Consider the following 17,156-nt stretch of genomic DNA (forward strand, 5'->3'; position numbering starts at 1 on the left):
ACCGTGCCCTCCTGGCCCAGCGGCCACGGGTGACGGTGCCGTGACGGCGGCCGCGAACTCTTCGACCATGGCCGGTTTCGCGTCCGTCGCCGCCGTGGCGCTCAGCGTCCGTGAGCAGCTCAACCGCTGCTACGACGACCTGGTCGCCGCGGACCTCGACGCGTTCCGGGCCAAGCCGACGGCACGGCTCGTGCAGACGACGGACTTCGCCCGGATCGGCGGCGATGCCGACAACCCGATCCGCTTCCCGACGCTGTCGATCTTCGTCTGGCGAGTCGACGTCAACCGGACCATGCGCAGCCCGTGGTCCGCGGTCGCCGCGCAGGACCGCACCATTCATCTGCCGCTGGACGTGCACCTGCTGCTCACCGCCTGGGACAGCGAAGCCGAGGCCGAGCTGCGCATCCTCGGCGCGACCATGCAGTGCCTCGAGACCCGGCCCGTCATCGCCGGCCCACGCCTGCACCCGTCCGGACAGTGGCGGCCCGGTGAGGCGGTGCAGATCGTCAACGAGGACCTGGTCGTCGAGGACGTCCTGCGCACGTTCGAGACGCTGCCCGTCGACTACCGTCTCAGCGTCTCCTACCTGGCCCGCATCGCCCGGATCGATGCTCCGTCGGATCCCGACCACCCGGACGTCCTGACCGCGATCCGCGGCCTGGTGCCCTCGGTAGAGCCGTGAACAGGCCAACGAATCTGTTCACGCCGGCCGGGTACGACGAGGCAGTCCACCGGCTGGCCATCGGTGTCGAGCTCGTGGACGCGCTCGACGCGCTGGGAACCTACGGCGGCGGGCGGTACCAGCGGCCGGCCGCTGTACTCGACGAACGGCATCCCTCGCCGTTGCACAGCTGGCGGCGCTGGCCGCCGGGTCAGGTGCTGGACGACGTACTCACGGGCTTCGATCGGCACCGCAGCGGCAGGTTCGCCCGGCTCTACGGCTCGCCGCCGGATCCGCACGACGAGGACGTGACCGTGCGCGTCGTCGAGCCACGCCTGACCGCGGGCCGGTGCTTCGTCCCCCGCCGGCTGCGGCTGCGCCTGCACGACGACCCGGTACCCGATCCCCCTCCGGACGCCGGGCCGAAGCGCATCTTCCGGGTCGGCGTCTTCCCGGGTGCCGGCGCCTACCCGGCCAGTGGCGGCAGCGTCCTCCGCGGCCGGGTCGTCCGGCCCGGAGCCGACGGCGCGGCGCATCCGGTCCGCTGGGTCCGGGTGGTCGCGCGCGACGAGCACGACGACCTCGGCTGGGCGCACGGCGACGACCGGGGCGAGTTCGTGCTGGTGATCGGCAGCTCGGCCGACGCGGCCACGATGCCGGTCGATCCGCTGCCGCTCGAACTGACCGTGACCGTGCCGCCCGCGGCCGCGGCCGATCCGGCCGACGTACTGCTCAAGGTCGTCGATCCGCTCTGGGACCTGCCGGTGCAGACCGCGATCGCCACCGGCGATCCCCTGACCGACCCCGTCCTGACCGGGCGCAGCCTCTGGCCGGGGACGGAGCTCGGTCCGTTCGCCGTGGACGTACCGCTCGGCCGCGAGAGCACGGTCTCGATCGAGCTTCCCGCCTGACACGACACCACACCGCACGACCAGCTTCGACAGGAGTCCAGCGAATGCCCGAGTATCTGTCCCCCGGCGTGTACGTCGAGGAAACGACGTTCCGGTCGAAGTCGATCGAGGGAGTCGCCACCAGCACCACCGGCTTCGCCGGCATCACCCGTTACGGACCGGTCCAGTACGTCGACGGCGACCGGCCGGGCCCCCGCAGTACCGAGGCCCGGCTCGTCACCAGCTTCACCGAGTTCGAGCGCGTGTACGGCGGACTCGAACAGATCGTCCCGGCCGACGGGTCGCCCAGCCGCGAGTCGTTCGTGGCGCACGCGGCCCGGGCCTTCTTCCTCAACGGCGGCCGCAGACTCTACGTCAGCCGTGTCTTCGCACCGACCGGGACCGATCCGAACCTCGACTTCGGACTCGGCCGGCTCGCGCTGCCGTTCGGTGTGAGTGACGTGGCGACCTGGCGGGCCCGGTGGCCCGGGCAGTACGGCAACACGCTCGTGACCGTGCGCCCGGTGCGCAAGCGCAACTGTGCGTTCCAGCACCCGACGTTCGGGACGCAGGCCACCGCACTCACCCGTGGTGCCGTCGTGGAGATCACCGAACCGCCGGCGGTGCCGCCGGACGCCGACGCCGATCTCGTCCCGGGGGCCCTCGCGGTCGTCGACGAGGATCCCGCGGTCCGGGACAGCAGCGGCCGGCCGCAACAGATCTTCCGGCGTTCCGCCGGCCCGGTGGCGACGACCGCCGCCACCGTGATCAAGGAGGTCGTCCTGCAGGTCCTGGTCCAACCCGACACCGAGCGGATCGACGCCAGCAGCGACCTCGCCACGCATCCGGCGCAGCGCCGCTGGATCGGTCACATCCTGCAGTCCGACGATCCCGAGGACGAGAACGCGATCGTGTACCTCGACACCGAGGCGCCCGACGACCCGGCGGCGCCGGCCGACCTGCTTCGGGCGATCGACCTGATGGTGGCCCTGCAGACGCCCCTCGAGGGTGCCCGGCTGGAAGGCGGCAACGACGGGGCCGTCCCCGGGCCCGACGACCTGCTCGGACAGGACGCGTCGCCCGACGTGGTGACGCAGAAGGCCACCGGCCTCGGCGCGCTCGCCGAGCTCGAGAACATCGCGATCGTCGCGTTGCCCGACGCCGGAACCTACGACGACGTGGACGTCTGCCAGGCCGCCGCGTCGGTGCTGATCGCGCACGCCGAGCGGATGAAGTACCGGATCGCCGTCGTCGACGCGCCGCGCGGCAGCTCGATGACCGAGGTCCGCACCTTCCGGGGCAAGTTCGACACCACCCGGGCCGCGATGTACCACCCGTGGATCGAGGTGTTCGATCCGCTGCAGCGGATCGCGCAAGGCGCGCCGCCGCGCCGGATCCTGTTGCCGCCGTCCGGTTTCGTCACCGGGATCTACGCCCGCACCGATGTCACCCGGGGCGTGTTCAAGGCCCCGGCGAACGAGGTCGTGCAGGGGCTGACCCGCTTCGAGGCGAACATCAACACCGCGCGCAACGACGTCCTCAACCCGGAGGGGATCAACGCGCTGCGGTTCTTCGCCGGCCGCGGCAACCGGGTCTGGGGGGCACGCACGATGACGTCGGACCCCGAGTGGACCTATGTGAACGTCCGCCGGCTGTTCAACTTCCTCGAGCACTCGATCGACCGGGCCATGCAGTACGCCGTGTTCGAGCCCAACAACGAGCGGCTGTGGGCGAGCATCCGGCAGTCCGTCGAGGACTTCCTGTACGTGCAGTGGCTGGCCGGGGCGCTGCTCGGCAGCAAGCCGGACGAGGCGTTCTTCGTCCGCTGCGACCGCACCACGATGACCCAGAACGACCTCGACAACGGCCGGCTGATCTGCCTGATCGGCGTCGCGCCGACCAAGCCGGCGGAGTTCGTCATCTTCCGCATCGGCCAGTTCACCGCCGACGCCCGCGCCTGATCCGGGCCGGTCCCGAGCAGCCCAGTCCGAGGAGGATCCATGCCGACCCAGCGAGACAACCCGTACCCCGCCTTCAACTTCCTGCTGTCGCTGGGCGGCGACAGCGGCAACGGCGACGAGGGCACCATCGTCGGTGGCTTCTCCGACGTCACCGGGCTCAAGTTCAGCGTCCAGTTCGCCGACTACCGCAACGGCAACGAGAAGGTGAACACGGTCCGGAAGGTACAGAACACCTTCACCGTCGACGACGTGACCTGCAAACGCGGCGTGATCGGCAGCCGGGACCTTTTCGCCTGGCTCGAGGACGTCAGCCGCGGCACCGTCGACGCCCGGACCGTGACCGTCTCCCTGCTCGACGAGTCCCGCAACACCGTCTGCACCTGGAAGCTGCTCAACACCCAACCGAAGAGCTGGTCCGGCCCGGCCCTGGCCGGCAAGGGCGGGACCGACGTGGCGATGGAAGAGCTCGTGCTGTGCTGTCAGGGCATCGAGTTCAGCTGACCACGGACTTCGTTCCCGGGGCGCCCGGTGTGTACCTCACCGTGCCGCGTCCGCCCGACGTGCTCACCGCCGTACGGCGTGACGTGGCGGCGTTCGCCGGTGTCAGTCCACGCGGGCCGGCGTGGTTGCCACTCGGGCGGCCGGACGACGACGTGGACGTGGCCACCTGGCTCCGGATCACACCGGTCGCCCGGTCCGTTCCGGTGGCGATCGGCAGCTGGGACGAGTACCGCACGATCTTCGGCGGCTTCGAGGGTCCCGGCCGGTTGCCGTACGCGGTCAGCTCCTTCTTCGCGGCCGGCGGCGTCAGGGCGTACGTCGTACGCATCGTGCACGACGAGGCGTACGACGGCCTGCGCGGGCGGGCCACGGGGGCGCTCGGACTGCGGACGACGGGCGGGTCGGCGGTGAACCTGCTCGCGCGGTCCGAAGGGAGCTGGGGCAACGCGTTGAAGGTCACGCTGCACGCCCGAACGCGACCGCTGGCCGTGGACTCCGCCACGACGACCGAGGTGGTCGTGGACCGGTCGGCCGCAGTACCCGCGGGTGCGTTGGTGCGGTTGACCGGCGGAGGCGATCAACAACTGCTGCGCTTCGTCGAGCGGGCCGAGCTGCGACCCGACCCGCAGGGCCCGGGGCAACGACTGCATCTCGTCCTCGACAGTGCGCTGCCCACAGCGCCGTTGCTCGTTGAGCTGGTGGAGCTGAGCCTGGAGGTCGCCGACCTCGATCCGGTGCTGCCACGGAGCGAGACGATCGACGGGATCGGTCTGCGACCTGACCATCCGCGCTGGCTGGCGCGCGCGCTGATCGGCGAGTCGACGTTGCTGTGGCCCGATCCGGCGTGGGCAGCGAGCACCCTGGCTCCCCCGGAGCCATCGCTGGAGCCAGTGCCCGGCGGCCCGTTCACCGGCGGTCTGGACCGCTGGCAGGACATCGTTCCCGAGGACTTCTGGGATACGCGCTGGATTCCCGGCGACGAGCGCCCGGGCGCCGGCGTGCACAGCCTCGCCGAGTCGGACGACGTCGGCCTGCTGGTGGCGCCCGACCTGTACGATCCGGCGCCGTTGACGCCGGTCGACGACGTGCGTGATCCGGTCTCGCTCGCGGGTCCCGAGTTCCAGCTCTGTGTGCGGCCGGATCCGCCGCCGGAGCCGACGCCACGGCCGCCCGGCCTCGACGGGCTGCGGCTGGATCCGCTGGTCCCGTCCGAGCTCGACCGGATCACCGCGGCGCAGTCCGAACTGGTGCGCTTCGCCGACCAGCGACGCGAGTTCACCGTCCTGCTCGACGTACCGCTGGGGTTGCCGCCCGGGCGGATCCTCCAGTGGCGCACGGCGTTCGACTCGCCGTACGCCGCGTCGTACCACCCGTGGCTCGACGTGGCCGCGCCCGACGACGACCGCGACGACCTGGTCCGGTTGAACCCGGCGGTCTTCGCGGCCGGGATCATCGCGGACCGGGAACGGCGTCTGGGAATCCCCCGCGGCCCGGCCAACCAGGTCGCGGTCGGCGCGGTGCGGGTCTCGGCCCAGGTGCCGGACGAGGTGCACGACGAGCTGCACCCGGCCGGCATCAACGTGTTCCTGCCCGAGCGTGACGGCATCCGGCTGTCGGCGGCACGGACGCTCAGCTCGCGGCCGGAACTACGGCAGCTGTCAGTCGCCCGCCTGCTCACGGTCCTGCGGCTGACGCTCGAACGGGAGCTTGCCTGGGTCGTGTTCGAGCCCAACGGTGAAGAGCTGTGGGGCCGGATCCGGCGCGCCGTCACCGGTCTGCTGAACCAGTTCTTCGTGGCCGGCGCGTTCGCCGGCGCGAAACCGGGCGAGGGGTTCTTCGTCCGCTGCGACCGGACGACGATGTCCCGCAACGACCTCGACAGCGGCCGGCTGATCTGCCTGATCGGCGTCGCACCGGCCGAGCCGCTCGAGTTCGTCGTGCTGCAACTGGTGCACGAGCCGGACGTCTCGGTGCGGGTCGAGGCCGGCTGATGTTCGACTTCGCCCGGTGGCAGGCGAGCTTCGCGCGGGACCTGTCCCACGTCGTTGTCCATGACAACGAACAGTCGGCCGCGCTGAGTACCGCGAACAACGCGTACGGCGTGGCCACCGACGGCGAGGTGTTCCTCGGCCGGACGCCGGCGGGTGATCTCGGCCGCGAGGTGGTGATCGCGCACGAGTTGGCGCACGCGTTGGGAGCCCGCACCGAGGAGGGTGCCGAGCGAGCGGCCGCCGGGGCTCGGGCTCGTTTGCACGGACGTGCCGGCCCGGCTCCCACCGTCCCTGGTTCGCCGGGCCGATCGTTGGCGCTGCACTCGTGTTCGCGGGGACCGTCCAAGGCGCAGCGGGCGCTCGACGGCGAGATCGCGTTCACCGCCGACCTCGCCCGGGACGCGTTGTCGGAGTACCGGGCGCTGAGCGACGCGGACCGGCACAGTGCGGTCGTCAAGTACTACCCCGGTGGTGCGATCCAGCGGCTTCTCGGTGCGCTGCCCGCCGACGACGCGTCCGGTCCGTTCAACGACGTCGTCCAGGACATCCTGCGCCGAGTGCAGCGGCACTCGGCCCTCGCCTCCGCCCAGGCCTCCGGTCTGGCGACCGAGAGCCACATGGTGGTGGCTCAGTCCATGCACATGGAGGCCGAGAATCTGGCGCTGGCCCAGGCCGCGACCGGATCGGCCACCCCGACCCAGGCGCAGGTCACCGCCCAGCAGGCGGCCCAGGTCGCGCAGACCTCGATCCCGCCGTCGTCGTCGGTGCTCACGCCGATCCAGGTGCTCAACCACACCACGGCCGCGGTCGCCGCGGTCGTCTCGGTGGTCTCGTACGCGAAGGTGCACCACCCGGAGCTCGACCTGACCGCGGCCGACTTCAAGGTCGACGTGGTCGGGCTGGAGAATCGCGGCGCGGGCGTGATCGCGTACGGCGAGGTGGAGGCCGGCCGCAACGTCGCGGTGGTCGGCCGGACGTTCACCCGATTCGTCCAGGCGAACCCGGCTTACGCTCTGAGTGTGGTCGTCCACGAATTGCACGGGCACCCCGAGTACGGGCCGTACGGCCTGCCGGGGAGCGAGTACGGCCTGGAACTGTACGACCGGGCCGCCCGGCTGATGCCCGGGTACGTGCAACCGACCGGCGCCGCCCGGACCAGCGAGATCGATGCCTACGGCTACCAAGAGACCGAGATCTACTCGCTGCTGCGGTCCCTGCCCTACCACACACCGCTGGCCGCGAAGGACGCCGCGCTCCAGGCCGGGTACGTCGATCCCGAGCCGACCGTGGTCGGACGACTCCAGCTGATCCAGTCGCAGTGGGAGGCCCGGGTGGCGAAGGCCTTGGTCCGTGGCATGTACGAACGCTTCCGGCTCGACCCGCGGCTGACACCCGCCGCCCTCGCCGCCTTCAGACGCTCGGTCACCACCGTGTTCGGCGCCGACGCGAAGGACATCCTGAAATGACCGACGACTACCCACGTCTGCTCGACGCCGTCCTCAGTCCCCTGGGCGAACCCGCGGCCCGACGGGAACGCGAACGCGCATTGACCCTGCTGCTCCGCGATCACTCCGACCGCGCCCGCACCGACCTCCTGAACGCCCTCCGCACCCATCCCACTGCACTCCAGCTCCCGGCCATCCTCGAAGTCCTCCCCTTCTTCGGCGGCTCCGACACCGTCCGGGCCCTCGAGTCCTTGCTCACCGGTGAAGACCCCGACATCGCCGGCTATGCCGGCATCGCACTAGGCCGCGTCGACGATCCCGAGGCAAGACCCGCCATCGAACGAGCCCTCTCCTCCCCTTCCCCCCAAGCCACGGCCGCAGCCGCCGACGCCGCAGCCACCACCGCGGACCCGTCGTACTGCGCCTTCCTCCGCCCGCACCTGACCAACGGCTCCCCCTCGGTCCGCTACCACGTCGTCCACGCCCTCCTCACCCTCGACTGCCTCAACCCTGCCGAGCGCAGCTCCCTTGCTGCGTCTGAATCCGACCCCGCGGTGGCATCGCTCCTCCGGAGCAGGTGACCGACCTCAGTGCCGGCAAAGATGCATCGGGCGAATACGGCTGATGCCTTCGATTCCGTGTGTTTCCCATTGGTCAAGGAGAGTCGGCCGGAGCGCCAACGGTCCGTGGAGATGCATTCCAGTGCTCACACCGTCCAGATCCGTCAAGTCGCTCTCACGGATACTCAGAAGCCCGGGTTCTGTTTGGTCTGCGAGGACCGTGCCGCACCGAGGACACACGCCGTCTGGCGGCAGATAGCTGTGTTGAGTGCAGATCCGAGCAGTCGACGTGGCGGACAAGAGGCGCAAGTCATCCAAGGCTCGGCCCGACGGGCCCGCGACTGGCGACGAGGTCAGACCACGGTTCGTCGGAATGGCAGTCACCAGCCGCGTTGAGACCACCAGGGCACGGTTCACCAGGTTCACGGCATCCCACCTCGAGTGCGGCCCGCGAAGCGGGCAGGGATTGCCGTCGACATCGACCGTGGATGCGGGTCGATCGAGCAACTCGCGCACCACCCGCGGGACGCCGCGTACCTGACGGTTCTCCGGACGACCGCTGCCACATACCGGGCAGCCGTCGGCGGTGTCCAATGCGTTGTCCTCGTTCACAAGGAATCGCAGGTTATTCCTCTCCACGCCGACGCCGATGACGACGACCAGATCGGCCAGAGCGAGGTCAGCATCCTCGTAGTGCGTGGTCCGATACTCCTGCCACGTCACGCCGCGCCGCGCCGCGGCCGCCTCCAGTGCCCTGAGTGCAACCTCAACTCTCGCATCCGTCTCTGACGGAAGAGACAGATAGGCGGCAACCCCCTCCAGCAAACGGAGCGGAATACCCTCCTCGTCTGCAAGTGCCACAGCAACATGCAGAGCTAGGTCCCATGCGTCCTCGCTGGGTTGCATCGCGCGCCGAACGGCGAGCTCAATGTCTCGATACATCAACCCCCCAGTGATCTGAGTGACCAGTCGACTCCATCACGGTAAGCAATGGTGGGCATCTGCGGGTCGGTGGCCTGGTTCATCAGCGCGTAGAAGTCGAGCAGTTGGTCACGAATCCGATGGCGGAATGCCCGATTCGTACCCAGCCGGTCGATGAAGGCTTGGTTGACAGCAGACGATGTCTGGGCAGTTATTGGATACCCAAGTGCATGCAAGTAGGCGTGCAACGCTGGGTGCAGCACATTGAGGTGTAGTGCCTCCCGCACGGTCATCAAGGGCTGACTCTCAGGTCCTCCGATATTCTTGGGCCAGACATGGTGCCCATGCCAGCCGACAGCGTCTGTAGCGTCTGCACTGTAGGTCCGTCCTGACACGGTAATCCGGTACTTGTATACGGTCTTCTTCAAGTCCGTCCCCCACTGAAAGTCCAGGGCACCCGGAACTCCTCCCGACGCTATCGCCTTCTCCCCCATCAGGCCGCTGACCCATCGCAGCGGCGCCCCTGGGCCCTGCTTCTCGCTGGACTCCGACCGGCCGGTCCAACCGGCGATCGTACCTGCCGCCAACGCGGCGGGCTTCGGCTCGAGCTTGGGGTCGCTAGCGCGATCTGAAGGCTTGGACCTCAGCGCCGCGAGGGTGGCGGCGGCCGCCGCCACGTCCCCGTTGGCGCCAAGCAGGGCACTGAACCCCGGTTGACCGTTGCGCTCGACAAACGCCGCTGCCGCTGTGCTCTTCCGCAGCATCCCCGAGCCACGGATGATGTCGACATCGGCGAACGCCGCCCGCAACGCGGCGAACCCGCCCTGGGTTTCCGCCGAAAAGTTTGCGAGTAAGTCGTCGATCGTCAGTACGCCGCCCACCGCGGGTTTGGTGAAGCGCACCCGGCCTCCGTCGCGCCCCGTGCCGCCGCCCGCGCGACCGCCGCCGCCCCCGGTGTCCGTCCCCGGTCCGCCTCGCGCCGCGATTCGTACCCCGACATAGGTTCCAACTACCAGCAGAGCCGGAAACACCTGCTGGGCACCAGCGTCGAACTCTCCGCTGGCGAAGCTGGAAATGCCGCTGAGAGCTGACTGAACCGTGGTGTAGATCCCGAGCGGGATCCCCAACGTCAGGTAGTCGAAGGAACCGATCGCGACGTTTGCAGGTGTCAAGGCCTGAGCCATCATCGCCTTGTCGATCCGCGCCAACGCCTCCTGATGCTCCTCGGGAAGGTCCAGGCGCCGATACTGGTACCTGATGGCGCGGTTGCCCCGCGCGGCTTCTGAGCTGCTCAACCAGTCCCCGATCGTGATACCGAGGCCACGAACAGCGTCAGATACCAGGTGCTCGGTGCGGTCGCGGAACGATGCGGGGTCGATGCCGCGGGCCTTCAACCGGGATTCGACCTCGTCCATCGACCCGATCGTCTCGTCATAGCGATTGTCGTCCGCCAGCCACTGCAGCAGGTGACGGACCTGATCGTCCTGCGCCGAATCGACGATATAGATCGCATAGACCTGGGCCTCGTTGATGCCAGCCTCGTGGGCCGTATCGCGAATCAGTTCGCCTCGCATCCGCGTCAGCGTCTGCACTCCTTCGGTGACCGGGCCCAGAGCGCCGATCCGAACGCTTGCCCACGCGCCGATCGCGTCAAAAAGCGCCGCCATGTCGAGTTGCTCCTGCAGAGCGACGAACTGGCCGCTCTGCCTGGCCAGCGCGAAGATCTGGACGACGGCCTTGTCTGTACCGTAGTCATCAGCCTCGATCAGCCGCCGTACGACACCTGCCTTGCCGACCGGATCGAGCTCCGCCACCCTGTCCGGAACATGGGCTTCACTGCACCGCTGCAGCCGCAACGGATTGACAGAGCTGAGCGCCATCCGGCCGGAAAGATGCGGATCGACAGCTCGCGCAGCCACGTTGTTCGCCTCACGCTCGGCCACATCCCCACTGTCCAGGTCCGCCCCGGCCCAGCGGGTCCGGCGATGCTGTGCTGCATGAGCGAGTTCGTGGGCCATGATCAGCTCGGAACGCAACGACCTTCCAAGACGCTCCGCCGACGCCGCGAAAATGTCTCCTAGGTACGTTGATGCGATCGATCCGGGAGCGGCATCAGCATGGATCCGCACGTCGGCGAGCGACTCGCCGACCACATGTTCCACTCGTCTTCGCACAGCACTCGGAGCACGCGGACCACCGGGCGACTCCGGTTCCCGTGGCGCAAAGCGTGGCCGCAGCATCCAACAATGTTTCAACATCAGCGTCACCACCTCGTCGCCGTTGCCGCGACAATCACAAATGACGTTCTACCGAGTGGTGACGGTTGTGTGACGGGGGTGGCTGAGAGTCGGGACATGGCGGACCTGTTGCTGACGACGTTCCGGTTCGAGCTGGAGTTCAACCGGGTGACCGGGGACGGGCCGCAGCGTCTCGGGGACGGTGGGTTCCAGGAGATCAACGGGCTCGAGATCGAGATGGACGTGAAGGATCTCGAGGTCGGTGGACAGAACACGTCGGTGGTGCGCCGGGTCGGGCGGGCGAAGTACTCGCGGTTGATCTGCAAGCGCGGGATGTTCGGTCCGGCCGGCGGGGACGCAGTACCGGAGTTGTGGCAGTGGTTCCAGGACGTCGTGGCCGGAGTGCGCCCGGTACGGCGCTACGACGGCACCGTGATCGTGCAGGACCAGCTGCGCCGGCCGATGGCGAGCTGGCAGTTCTCCCGGGCACTGCCGGTGAAGATCGTCGGACCACAGCTGAACGCCAAGACCGGTGAGGTCGCGATCGAGGAGCTGCACCTCGCACACGAGGGGCTGCTGCTGGCGGGTACGACATGACCACCCAGCCGGCCGAGGACAAGGCCCCGACGGGCGCGGTCCTCGACGTCCTCGACAAGAAGGGCAAGGCGACCAAGACGATCCCGGTGCAGTTCAACCCGGCGTCGTTGCGGCTGACCATGTCCAACAACGTCGACGGCGGCACCTCCCGGGGCCGGCAGGCCCAGCAGTACAACGGCAGCGGCAGTACCCAGCTGCACGTCGAGCTCGAGTTCGACACCGCCGACGAGGGGACGACGGACGCGCCGGTCGACGTCCGGACCAGGACCGCCGAGGTCGCGCAGTTCGTGCTGCCCGGCGGCAAAGGCTCCAAACAGGCACCACCGCGCGTGCAGTTCCGCTGGGGGTCGGTCGCGATCGCCGGCGTGATGACGAGCCTGGTCGAGGAGCTCGACTTCTTCTCGGCGGACGGCGTCCCGCTGCGGGCGAAGGCGACGATCGACATCAAGCAGCAGGACCCCAAGTTCGAGGCGCTGGCAGCGGGTGCGGGCGCGAACCCGGACACCGGCGCGCAGGCGGCCGGCGAGCCGACGTCGGATGCCACCGGCAACGGACCCGGGACAGCCGGCACCGAACGGCCGTCGGGTCCGGACGCCAGGACGGCCGAGGCCCTCGACGGTGAGAGTGCGGCCGATTTCCTCACCCGGAACGACCAGCCACCCGAAGCGTGGCGGGCGATCGCCGGCCTGGTCGGCGACGCCCTGTCGCTGGCGGCCGGTACGTCGATCGACTTCTCCGCCTCGCTGGACGTCGGCGTGGGCATCGGCATCTCGGCCGGGTTCGAGGCCGGCCTCGACGTCTCCGTCGGTGCACAGGCGGGTCTCGACGCCGCCGCGGCGCAAGGTGTGTCGGCCGGATTCGCGCTGGCCGCGGCCGGCGGGCTGAGCGCCGCCATCGAGCAGTCCGCCATCGAACAGGCAACAGCAGTCGCCAACCAGAGCAGAGCGGCCTTCGGCACACCGGTCACGACCCCCGGCGTCAGCACCGGTACGGCGTCCCCGAGCGTCAGCGCCGGTCCGGCGTCCCGGAGGACGGCCGCCCAGCTCACGGCGGCACCCCGCCCGTTGCCACCGCGGGCCGATCCACGGGCAACGTCGTACGGCCGCGGCGTCCCACTGCGCGACCGAGTCACGCCCGACGCGTCACTTCCCGGTGCCGGTGGCTGGACGGTGATCGCGCCCTTGCGGCCACCGCAATACGCCGTGCCGGCCGTCGCCACCGACTGCGGATGCAGTTGTGGTGGGGGTAATAGTGGCCTGCGGCAACAATCTGCTGGATCGGCCGCGGCCGTGGTGGCGCCGGCGCGGCAGCCGATCGGGATGTGGGGCCGGTCACGGCCGCGGAAGGGGTGTTGTGGATGAGCATCCACATCGGGGAGATCACGTCCGAGGTCGAGGCGACGACCGCGGAGCCGGCGGCCGCCGAGGCGGCGGTGAGCGTCTGGCAGGAGCGGGTCCGGATCGAAGCGATCCTGGAACGCCTGGCCGCCGACCGGCTCCGGACGGCGACCGGCGATGACTGAGTTCGCGGCGCACCCGTTCTCGTCGGCGGCCCCGGTGTTCTCGGTGGCCGGCCGGACCGAGGGCCGGCTCGCGCGTGACCTGCTCCGGCTGGATGTGCGCGAGGGCGTTCTCGGCCTGCGCACCATGGTCGCCCACTTCGGCGCGATCGCACCGGACGCCGACGGTTCGGCCGAGCAGTTGTCGTACCTCGACGGCCAGGTGCTCGATCTCGGCTCCGCGCTGACCGTGACGATCGGGCCGGCCGCGGGTGAGCGGAAGATCTTCCGCGGCACGGTGTCCGCGCTCGAGGTGTGCTTCGAGGAGGGCGCGGTCCCGTACGTGAGCGTCTTCGCCGAGGACGCCCTGATGCGGCTGCGGATGACCACCCGGACCGCCACGTACTCCGACAGCTCGGACGCGGACGTGGTCTCGGCCGTCGCGGCGGAGCACGGTCTGGACGCGAAGACGGACGTGGACGGCCCGACGTACCCGGCGATCCAGCAGTGGGAACAGTCGGACCTGGCCTTCCTCCGCGACCGGGCGCAGCGACTCGACGCCGAGCTGTGGGTCGACTCCGAGGACGTCATCCATCTGGCCGGCCGGGAACGGCGCCCGGGCGTCGAGCTGACGCTTGTCCAAGGCAACGAGCTGATCGGCCTCACGGCCCGTGCCGACGTCGCCCACCAGCGCCCGACGGTCGAGGTACGCGGCTGGAACCACGACGCGGTCAAGGCGGTCACGCACACGGCGGACCGCGCGGTCGTCACGGCCGAGATCACCACCGGCCGCAGCGGCGTCGAGATCGTGTCGAACCTCTTCCAGCGGTCGTCGATCAGCAGGTCTCGCCGCGACGTCCTGGACCAGTCCACCGCCGACGCCTACGCGGACGCGGAGATGCTGCGCCGGGCGCGGTCCTTCGTCACGGTCGTCGGCACCACCTCGGGAACACCCGACCTCGTCCCCGGCGCCAAACTGGACCTCCGCCGAGTGGGCCGGCCGTTCGAGGGCAGCGGCTACCGCGTCGTCCACGCCCATCACAGCTACGACCTGACCACCGGCTACCGGACACGCTTCCGGGCCGAGCGGCCGGCGATCGTGGCCTGAGGCGAAGGACACCGGCATGGCACTTCCAGGCGAACACAGCAGTCCCGGCCCCGAGGGTCCACTGCTCCCGGGTCTGTACCCCGCGACGGTGCAGGCGCTCGACGGCGATCCGCTCGACCTGCAACGGGTGCAGGTCGCCCTGGACTGGCTCGACAAGGCCGATGGAAACGGTCCCCCGTTGGCCTGGGCCGTCGTCGTCAGCCCATACGCGGACAGCAACCAAGGACAGCAGATGCTGCCGGAGATCGGATCCACCGTGGTGATCGGGTTCCAGGGCGGTCATGCCGACTACCCGTACCTGCTCGGTGGCACCTGGAACGGCTCGGCGAAGATGCCCGAGGAACCGGCCGCTGTCAACAACCTTCGCCTGGTGCAGAGCCGCTCCGGCAGCCGGCTCGAGTTCGACGACACCGAGGGCGCGGCCGCGGTCCGGCTCTCGGCGGCCGGCCCGTCGAGTGAGCAGTCGAAGCATTCCGTCGTCCTCGACGACGCCGCCGGCACGGTCACGATCCACTCGTCCAGCGGGGCGACGGTCACGCTGACAGCCGCGGGCGGCGTACGGATCGAGGCTGCGGCGACCGTCGACGTCAGCGCCGCCGCGGTGAGTGTGGACGCGGCGGTGAGTGACTTCAGCGGGATCATCACGTGCGACACCCTGATCGCGACCGGCGGCGGTGTCGTCTCGCCGTCGTACACGCCCGGCATGGGGAACGTCTGGTGAGCACCCAGGTCGTCTCCGGCGGAACCGGAACGTGCACGCCACCGACGGACTGGCAGCTCGTGGCGCCGTGGTATCGCTGGGCCCGGGTCGGCGAGACGGATCCCGACGCGCCCGCGCGGGGCCTGCGACCCGCCTTGCACAAGTACGGTACGACGGACTTCGTCCGGCGCTTCCTCGACAACCCACAGCTGTCCGTGGTTTTCGACCAGGCCGACCGGGTCCAGCGCGTGGAGCCGGTCAGCAAGCCGAACCTGCCCGGCGACAGTCGCTCGCGGCTGCTGTCCGGCCGCAAGCTCGTCGCGGGTCCGACCCGCAAACTGTTCCTGCCGGCGCACCAACGCCACTACCTGGTCGCCCTCGGCCTGCACTGCGACACGCCTGGCTATCCACGGGTCGACCCGATCGGCGTTGCCGAAGCCGGCTTCGTCGTACGGCGGCATCGCGTCGTACTGCCGCCCGGGAAAGAGGCGGCAGCGGCGACCCTGTTGCGTGAGCTCGCCGCGGCGCGTGCGGTCGCCCGGACGAAGGCCGGGTACGAGGTGGCGCGTGCTCAACGCGGGCGGCTGCACCCGTTCCGGTTCTCGAACGGTCAGCGGGCCGACGCGGCGGAGCGTCGTACCGAGATCTTGCAACGCGTCGAGCTCGCCCGACGCAAACTGCAGGTGTGGGCGGCGCAGAACGGAGTCGAGCGGAAGACCGAGGGCTGGGTGCCGACGGAAGGGCGTTTCGGCGCGTGGATTCCGATCGAGGACACACCGGACGAACTGATCGAGCGTAGCTACCCGCTCCGGCTGCTCACCACGCCGCCCGGGCGGCCTGAGCATGCGGCCGCCCAGGGCACGATCTACTGGGGTTCGGTGCCGATCGGTGGTGACGAGGTGGCCGCCGACGGCTCGGCGCGGTTCAGCGACAACTACGACTACGAAATCCGCGGCTGGGTCCGGCAGGACTGCGGTGATTGCCCTGGGCACCTGGTCTGGTCGGAGCCGTCGGAGAGCTACGGCCTGGCCTCGTTCCACGATCCGGCGGGCTGTGCCCAGCACCCGGTCGAGGTCCGGCTACCCGATCTGCGGCAGCTCGAGGGGTCGGACGCGACGCCGTCGGTCCGGGTCTCGTCCCCGCCGGGCAGCGGGTTGTCGGTCCCACACACCGGCGACCTGCCGGCCGCGGACAGCGGATCGGTCAATCCGAACGAGCAGATCTGCTTCTTCTCGATCTCGCTGTTCACGATCGTGGCGTTCTTCCTGTTCAACCTGTTCCTGCCGATCCTGCTGTTCGCCCTCGGTCTGTGGTGGATGCTGAAGCTGAAGTTCTGCCTGCCGCCCAGCATCGAGCTCGCCGGTGAGTTGTCGACCGAGCTGGAGATCGTGCCCGGCGGCATCTCCGCGTCGGCCGGCCTGGACATCGACATCCTCCCGGGGCTGAACCAGAACGACATCACGAACTCGTTGCGCGACGGGTTGAACGGCACCCTGGTCACGCCGCCCGCGCCACCCGGTGGCCTCCCGTCGGGAGTGAACCTCGGCACGGTGCTGACCGGGCAGTTCACCAACGACCCGATCCTGGAACTGCTCGCTGTGCAGGGCTACTCCGACCCGGTCGGCTCCGGCCCGGATTTCCACCAGACCCTGACCTACACGACCGAGGTCGGCCGGGAAGAGGTGATCCATCCATGACCGCGTCCGATCGTTTGGGTACCGGGTGGGATCTTGCGCTCGCGCCGGATCCGGCGCGCGGTGCGCTGCGCTATCGCTCCGGCCCGGAGAAGGTCCGGCAGGCGATCCAGGTGATCCTGCTGACCGAGCCCGGCGAGCGGGTGATGCGGCCCGACTTCGGGTGCGGGCTGCGGCGGTACCTGATGGAGCCGAACACGATCGCCGTCCGGGCCTCGCTGCAGCGTGCGGTCGCGATCGCGGTCGAGACGTGGGAACCGCGCGTACGCCTGCTCGACGTGGCGGTCACACCGGCCGAGGACCCCGCGGTGGCAGTGATCTCGATCCGGTACGAGCATCGCCGGGACGGATCTTCCGGTCTGCTGGTCCAGGCCCTGCCGCTGGGAGGTTGA

At 69.7% G+C, this 17,156-nt stretch carries 16 protein-coding genes; 14 read left to right on the plus strand and 2 right to left on the minus strand.

Annotated elements, in window-relative coordinates:
• Nucleotides 1-67 precede the first annotated feature (67 nt).
• The 7 genes from ACWCOV_RS34360 to ACWCOV_RS34390 are packed head-to-tail and all read left to right on the plus strand — an operon-like array spanning nucleotide 68 to nucleotide 8,030.
• Nucleotides 68-682, plus strand: a complete 615-nt coding sequence (locus ACWCOV_RS34360; protein ID WP_449833527.1) for a DUF4255 domain-containing protein — start codon at nucleotides 68-70, stop codon at nucleotides 680-682.
• Nucleotides 679-1,572 carry a hypothetical protein gene (locus ACWCOV_RS34365; RefSeq protein WP_449833528.1) on the plus strand — a complete coding sequence of 298 codons (894 nt, stop codon included), beginning with the start codon at nucleotides 679-681 and terminating at the stop codon, nucleotides 1,570-1,572. Before ACWCOV_RS34360 ends, ACWCOV_RS34365 begins: the two co-directional genes overlap by 4 nt.
• A gap of 44 nt (nucleotides 1,573-1,616) precedes the next feature.
• The gene (locus ACWCOV_RS34370) at nucleotides 1,617-3,512 is read left to right on the plus strand and encodes a phage tail sheath family protein (protein WP_449833529.1); all 1,896 of its coding nucleotides are present in this window, start codon (nucleotides 1,617-1,619) and stop codon (nucleotides 3,510-3,512) included.
• Between the two features lie 39 nt (nucleotides 3,513-3,551).
• Nucleotides 3,552-4,013, plus strand: a complete 462-nt coding sequence (locus ACWCOV_RS34375; RefSeq protein WP_449833530.1) for a phage tail protein — start codon at nucleotides 3,552-3,554, stop codon at nucleotides 4,011-4,013.
• Nucleotides 4,014-4,042: 29 nt separating this feature from the next.
• A complete protein-coding gene (locus tag ACWCOV_RS34380; RefSeq protein ID WP_449833531.1) occupies nucleotides 4,043-6,004 on the plus strand; it encodes a phage tail sheath C-terminal domain-containing protein in 1,962 nt (653 codons plus the stop codon).
• The gene (locus ACWCOV_RS34385) at nucleotides 6,004-7,470 is read left to right on the plus strand and encodes an eCIS core domain-containing protein (protein WP_449833532.1); all 1,467 of its coding nucleotides are present in this window, start codon (nucleotides 6,004-6,006) and stop codon (nucleotides 7,468-7,470) included. The genes ACWCOV_RS34380 and ACWCOV_RS34385 overlap by 1 nt, the downstream gene beginning before the upstream one ends.
• Nucleotides 7,467-8,030 (plus strand): HEAT repeat domain-containing protein, encoded by a 564-nt coding sequence (locus ACWCOV_RS34390; protein WP_449833533.1) that lies wholly within the window; start codon nucleotides 7,467-7,469, stop codon nucleotides 8,028-8,030. The genes ACWCOV_RS34385 and ACWCOV_RS34390 overlap by 4 nt, the downstream gene beginning before the upstream one ends.
• Nucleotides 8,031-8,036: 6 nt before the next feature.
• On the opposite strand, the gene ACWCOV_RS34395 is transcribed toward ACWCOV_RS34390, so the two are convergent.
• Nucleotides 8,037-8,870 carry a hypothetical protein gene (locus ACWCOV_RS34395; RefSeq protein ID WP_449833534.1) on the minus strand — a complete coding sequence of 278 codons (834 nt, stop codon included), beginning with the start codon at nucleotides 8,868-8,870 and terminating at the stop codon, nucleotides 8,037-8,039.
• 80 nt (nucleotides 8,871-8,950) lie between these two features.
• Entirely contained in the window at nucleotides 8,951-11,188 is a 2,238-nt protein-coding gene (locus ACWCOV_RS34400; RefSeq protein ID WP_449833550.1) for an eCIS core domain-containing protein, read from the minus strand.
• 96 nt (nucleotides 11,189-11,284) lie between these two features.
• Here ACWCOV_RS34400 and ACWCOV_RS34405 point away from each other — a divergent pair, with 96 nt between their 5' ends.
• The 7 genes from ACWCOV_RS34405 to ACWCOV_RS34435 are packed head-to-tail and all read left to right on the plus strand — an operon-like array spanning nucleotide 11,285 to nucleotide 17,156.
• Nucleotides 11,285-11,764 carry a phage tail protein gene (locus tag ACWCOV_RS34405; RefSeq protein WP_449833535.1) on the plus strand — a complete coding sequence of 160 codons (480 nt, stop codon included), beginning with the start codon at nucleotides 11,285-11,287 and terminating at the stop codon, nucleotides 11,762-11,764.
• On the plus strand, nucleotides 11,761-13,125 hold the full coding sequence (locus tag ACWCOV_RS34410; RefSeq protein WP_449833536.1) for a CIS tube protein: 1,365 nt from the start codon (nucleotides 11,761-11,763) through the stop codon (nucleotides 13,123-13,125). Before ACWCOV_RS34405 ends, ACWCOV_RS34410 begins: the two co-directional genes overlap by 4 nt.
• Nucleotides 13,122-13,286, plus strand: coding sequence for a hypothetical protein (locus ACWCOV_RS34415; protein WP_449833537.1), 165 nt, complete (start codon nucleotides 13,122-13,124; stop codon nucleotides 13,284-13,286). Before ACWCOV_RS34410 ends, ACWCOV_RS34415 begins: the two co-directional genes overlap by 4 nt.
• Nucleotides 13,279-14,370 (plus strand): phage late control D family protein, encoded by a 1,092-nt coding sequence (locus ACWCOV_RS34420; RefSeq protein WP_449833538.1) that lies wholly within the window; start codon nucleotides 13,279-13,281, stop codon nucleotides 14,368-14,370. Before ACWCOV_RS34415 ends, ACWCOV_RS34420 begins: the two co-directional genes overlap by 8 nt.
• 16 nt (nucleotides 14,371-14,386) lie before the next feature.
• Nucleotides 14,387-15,091 carry a phage baseplate assembly protein V gene (locus ACWCOV_RS34425; protein ID WP_449833539.1) on the plus strand — a complete coding sequence of 235 codons (705 nt, stop codon included), beginning with the start codon at nucleotides 14,387-14,389 and terminating at the stop codon, nucleotides 15,089-15,091.
• Nucleotides 15,088-16,767: a hypothetical protein gene (locus ACWCOV_RS34430; protein WP_449833540.1), complete on the plus strand. Its 1,680-nt coding sequence runs from the start codon at nucleotides 15,088-15,090 to the stop codon at nucleotides 16,765-16,767. The genes ACWCOV_RS34425 and ACWCOV_RS34430 overlap by 4 nt, the downstream gene beginning before the upstream one ends.
• The gene (locus ACWCOV_RS34435; RefSeq protein WP_449833541.1) at nucleotides 16,764-17,156 is read left to right on the plus strand and encodes a GPW/gp25 family protein; all 393 of its coding nucleotides are present in this window, start codon (nucleotides 16,764-16,766) and stop codon (nucleotides 17,154-17,156) included. The genes ACWCOV_RS34430 and ACWCOV_RS34435 overlap by 4 nt, the downstream gene beginning before the upstream one ends.

The sequence above is a fragment of the Kribbella sp. NPDC002412 genome (assembly GCF_053592935.1).

Excerpts from the sequence above, each read along its gene's own strand:
- ACWCOV_RS34390 (WP_449833533.1), top strand. The coding sequence starts at position 7,467 with ATGACCGACGACTACCCACGTCTGCTCGACGCCGTCCTCAGTCCCCTG.
- ACWCOV_RS34370 (WP_449833529.1), top strand. The coding sequence starts at position 1,617 with ATGCCCGAGTATCTGTCCCCCGGCGTGTACGTCGAGGAAACGACGTTC.
- ACWCOV_RS34435 (WP_449833541.1), top strand. The coding sequence starts at position 16,764 with ATGACCGCGTCCGATCGTTTGGGTACCGGGTGGGATCTTGCGCTCGCG.
- ACWCOV_RS34420 (WP_449833538.1), top strand. The coding sequence starts at position 13,279 with ATGACTGAGTTCGCGGCGCACCCGTTCTCGTCGGCGGCCCCGGTGTTC.
- ACWCOV_RS34410 (WP_449833536.1), top strand. The coding sequence starts at position 11,761 with ATGACCACCCAGCCGGCCGAGGACAAGGCCCCGACGGGCGCGGTCCTC.
- ACWCOV_RS34375 (WP_449833530.1), top strand. The coding sequence starts at position 3,552 with ATGCCGACCCAGCGAGACAACCCGTACCCCGCCTTCAACTTCCTGCTG.
- ACWCOV_RS34360 (WP_449833527.1), top strand. The coding sequence starts at position 68 with ATGGCCGGTTTCGCGTCCGTCGCCGCCGTGGCGCTCAGCGTCCGTGAG.
- ACWCOV_RS34400 (WP_449833550.1), bottom strand. The coding sequence starts at position 11,188 with ATGTTGAAACATTGTTGGATGCTGCGGCCACGCTTTGCGCCACGGGAA.
- ACWCOV_RS34385 (WP_449833532.1), top strand. The coding sequence starts at position 6,004 with ATGTTCGACTTCGCCCGGTGGCAGGCGAGCTTCGCGCGGGACCTGTCC.
- ACWCOV_RS34415 (WP_449833537.1), top strand. The coding sequence starts at position 13,122 with ATGAGCATCCACATCGGGGAGATCACGTCCGAGGTCGAGGCGACGACC.
- ACWCOV_RS34405 (WP_449833535.1), top strand. The coding sequence starts at position 11,285 with ATGGCGGACCTGTTGCTGACGACGTTCCGGTTCGAGCTGGAGTTCAAC.
- ACWCOV_RS34425 (WP_449833539.1), top strand. The coding sequence starts at position 14,387 with ATGGCACTTCCAGGCGAACACAGCAGTCCCGGCCCCGAGGGTCCACTG.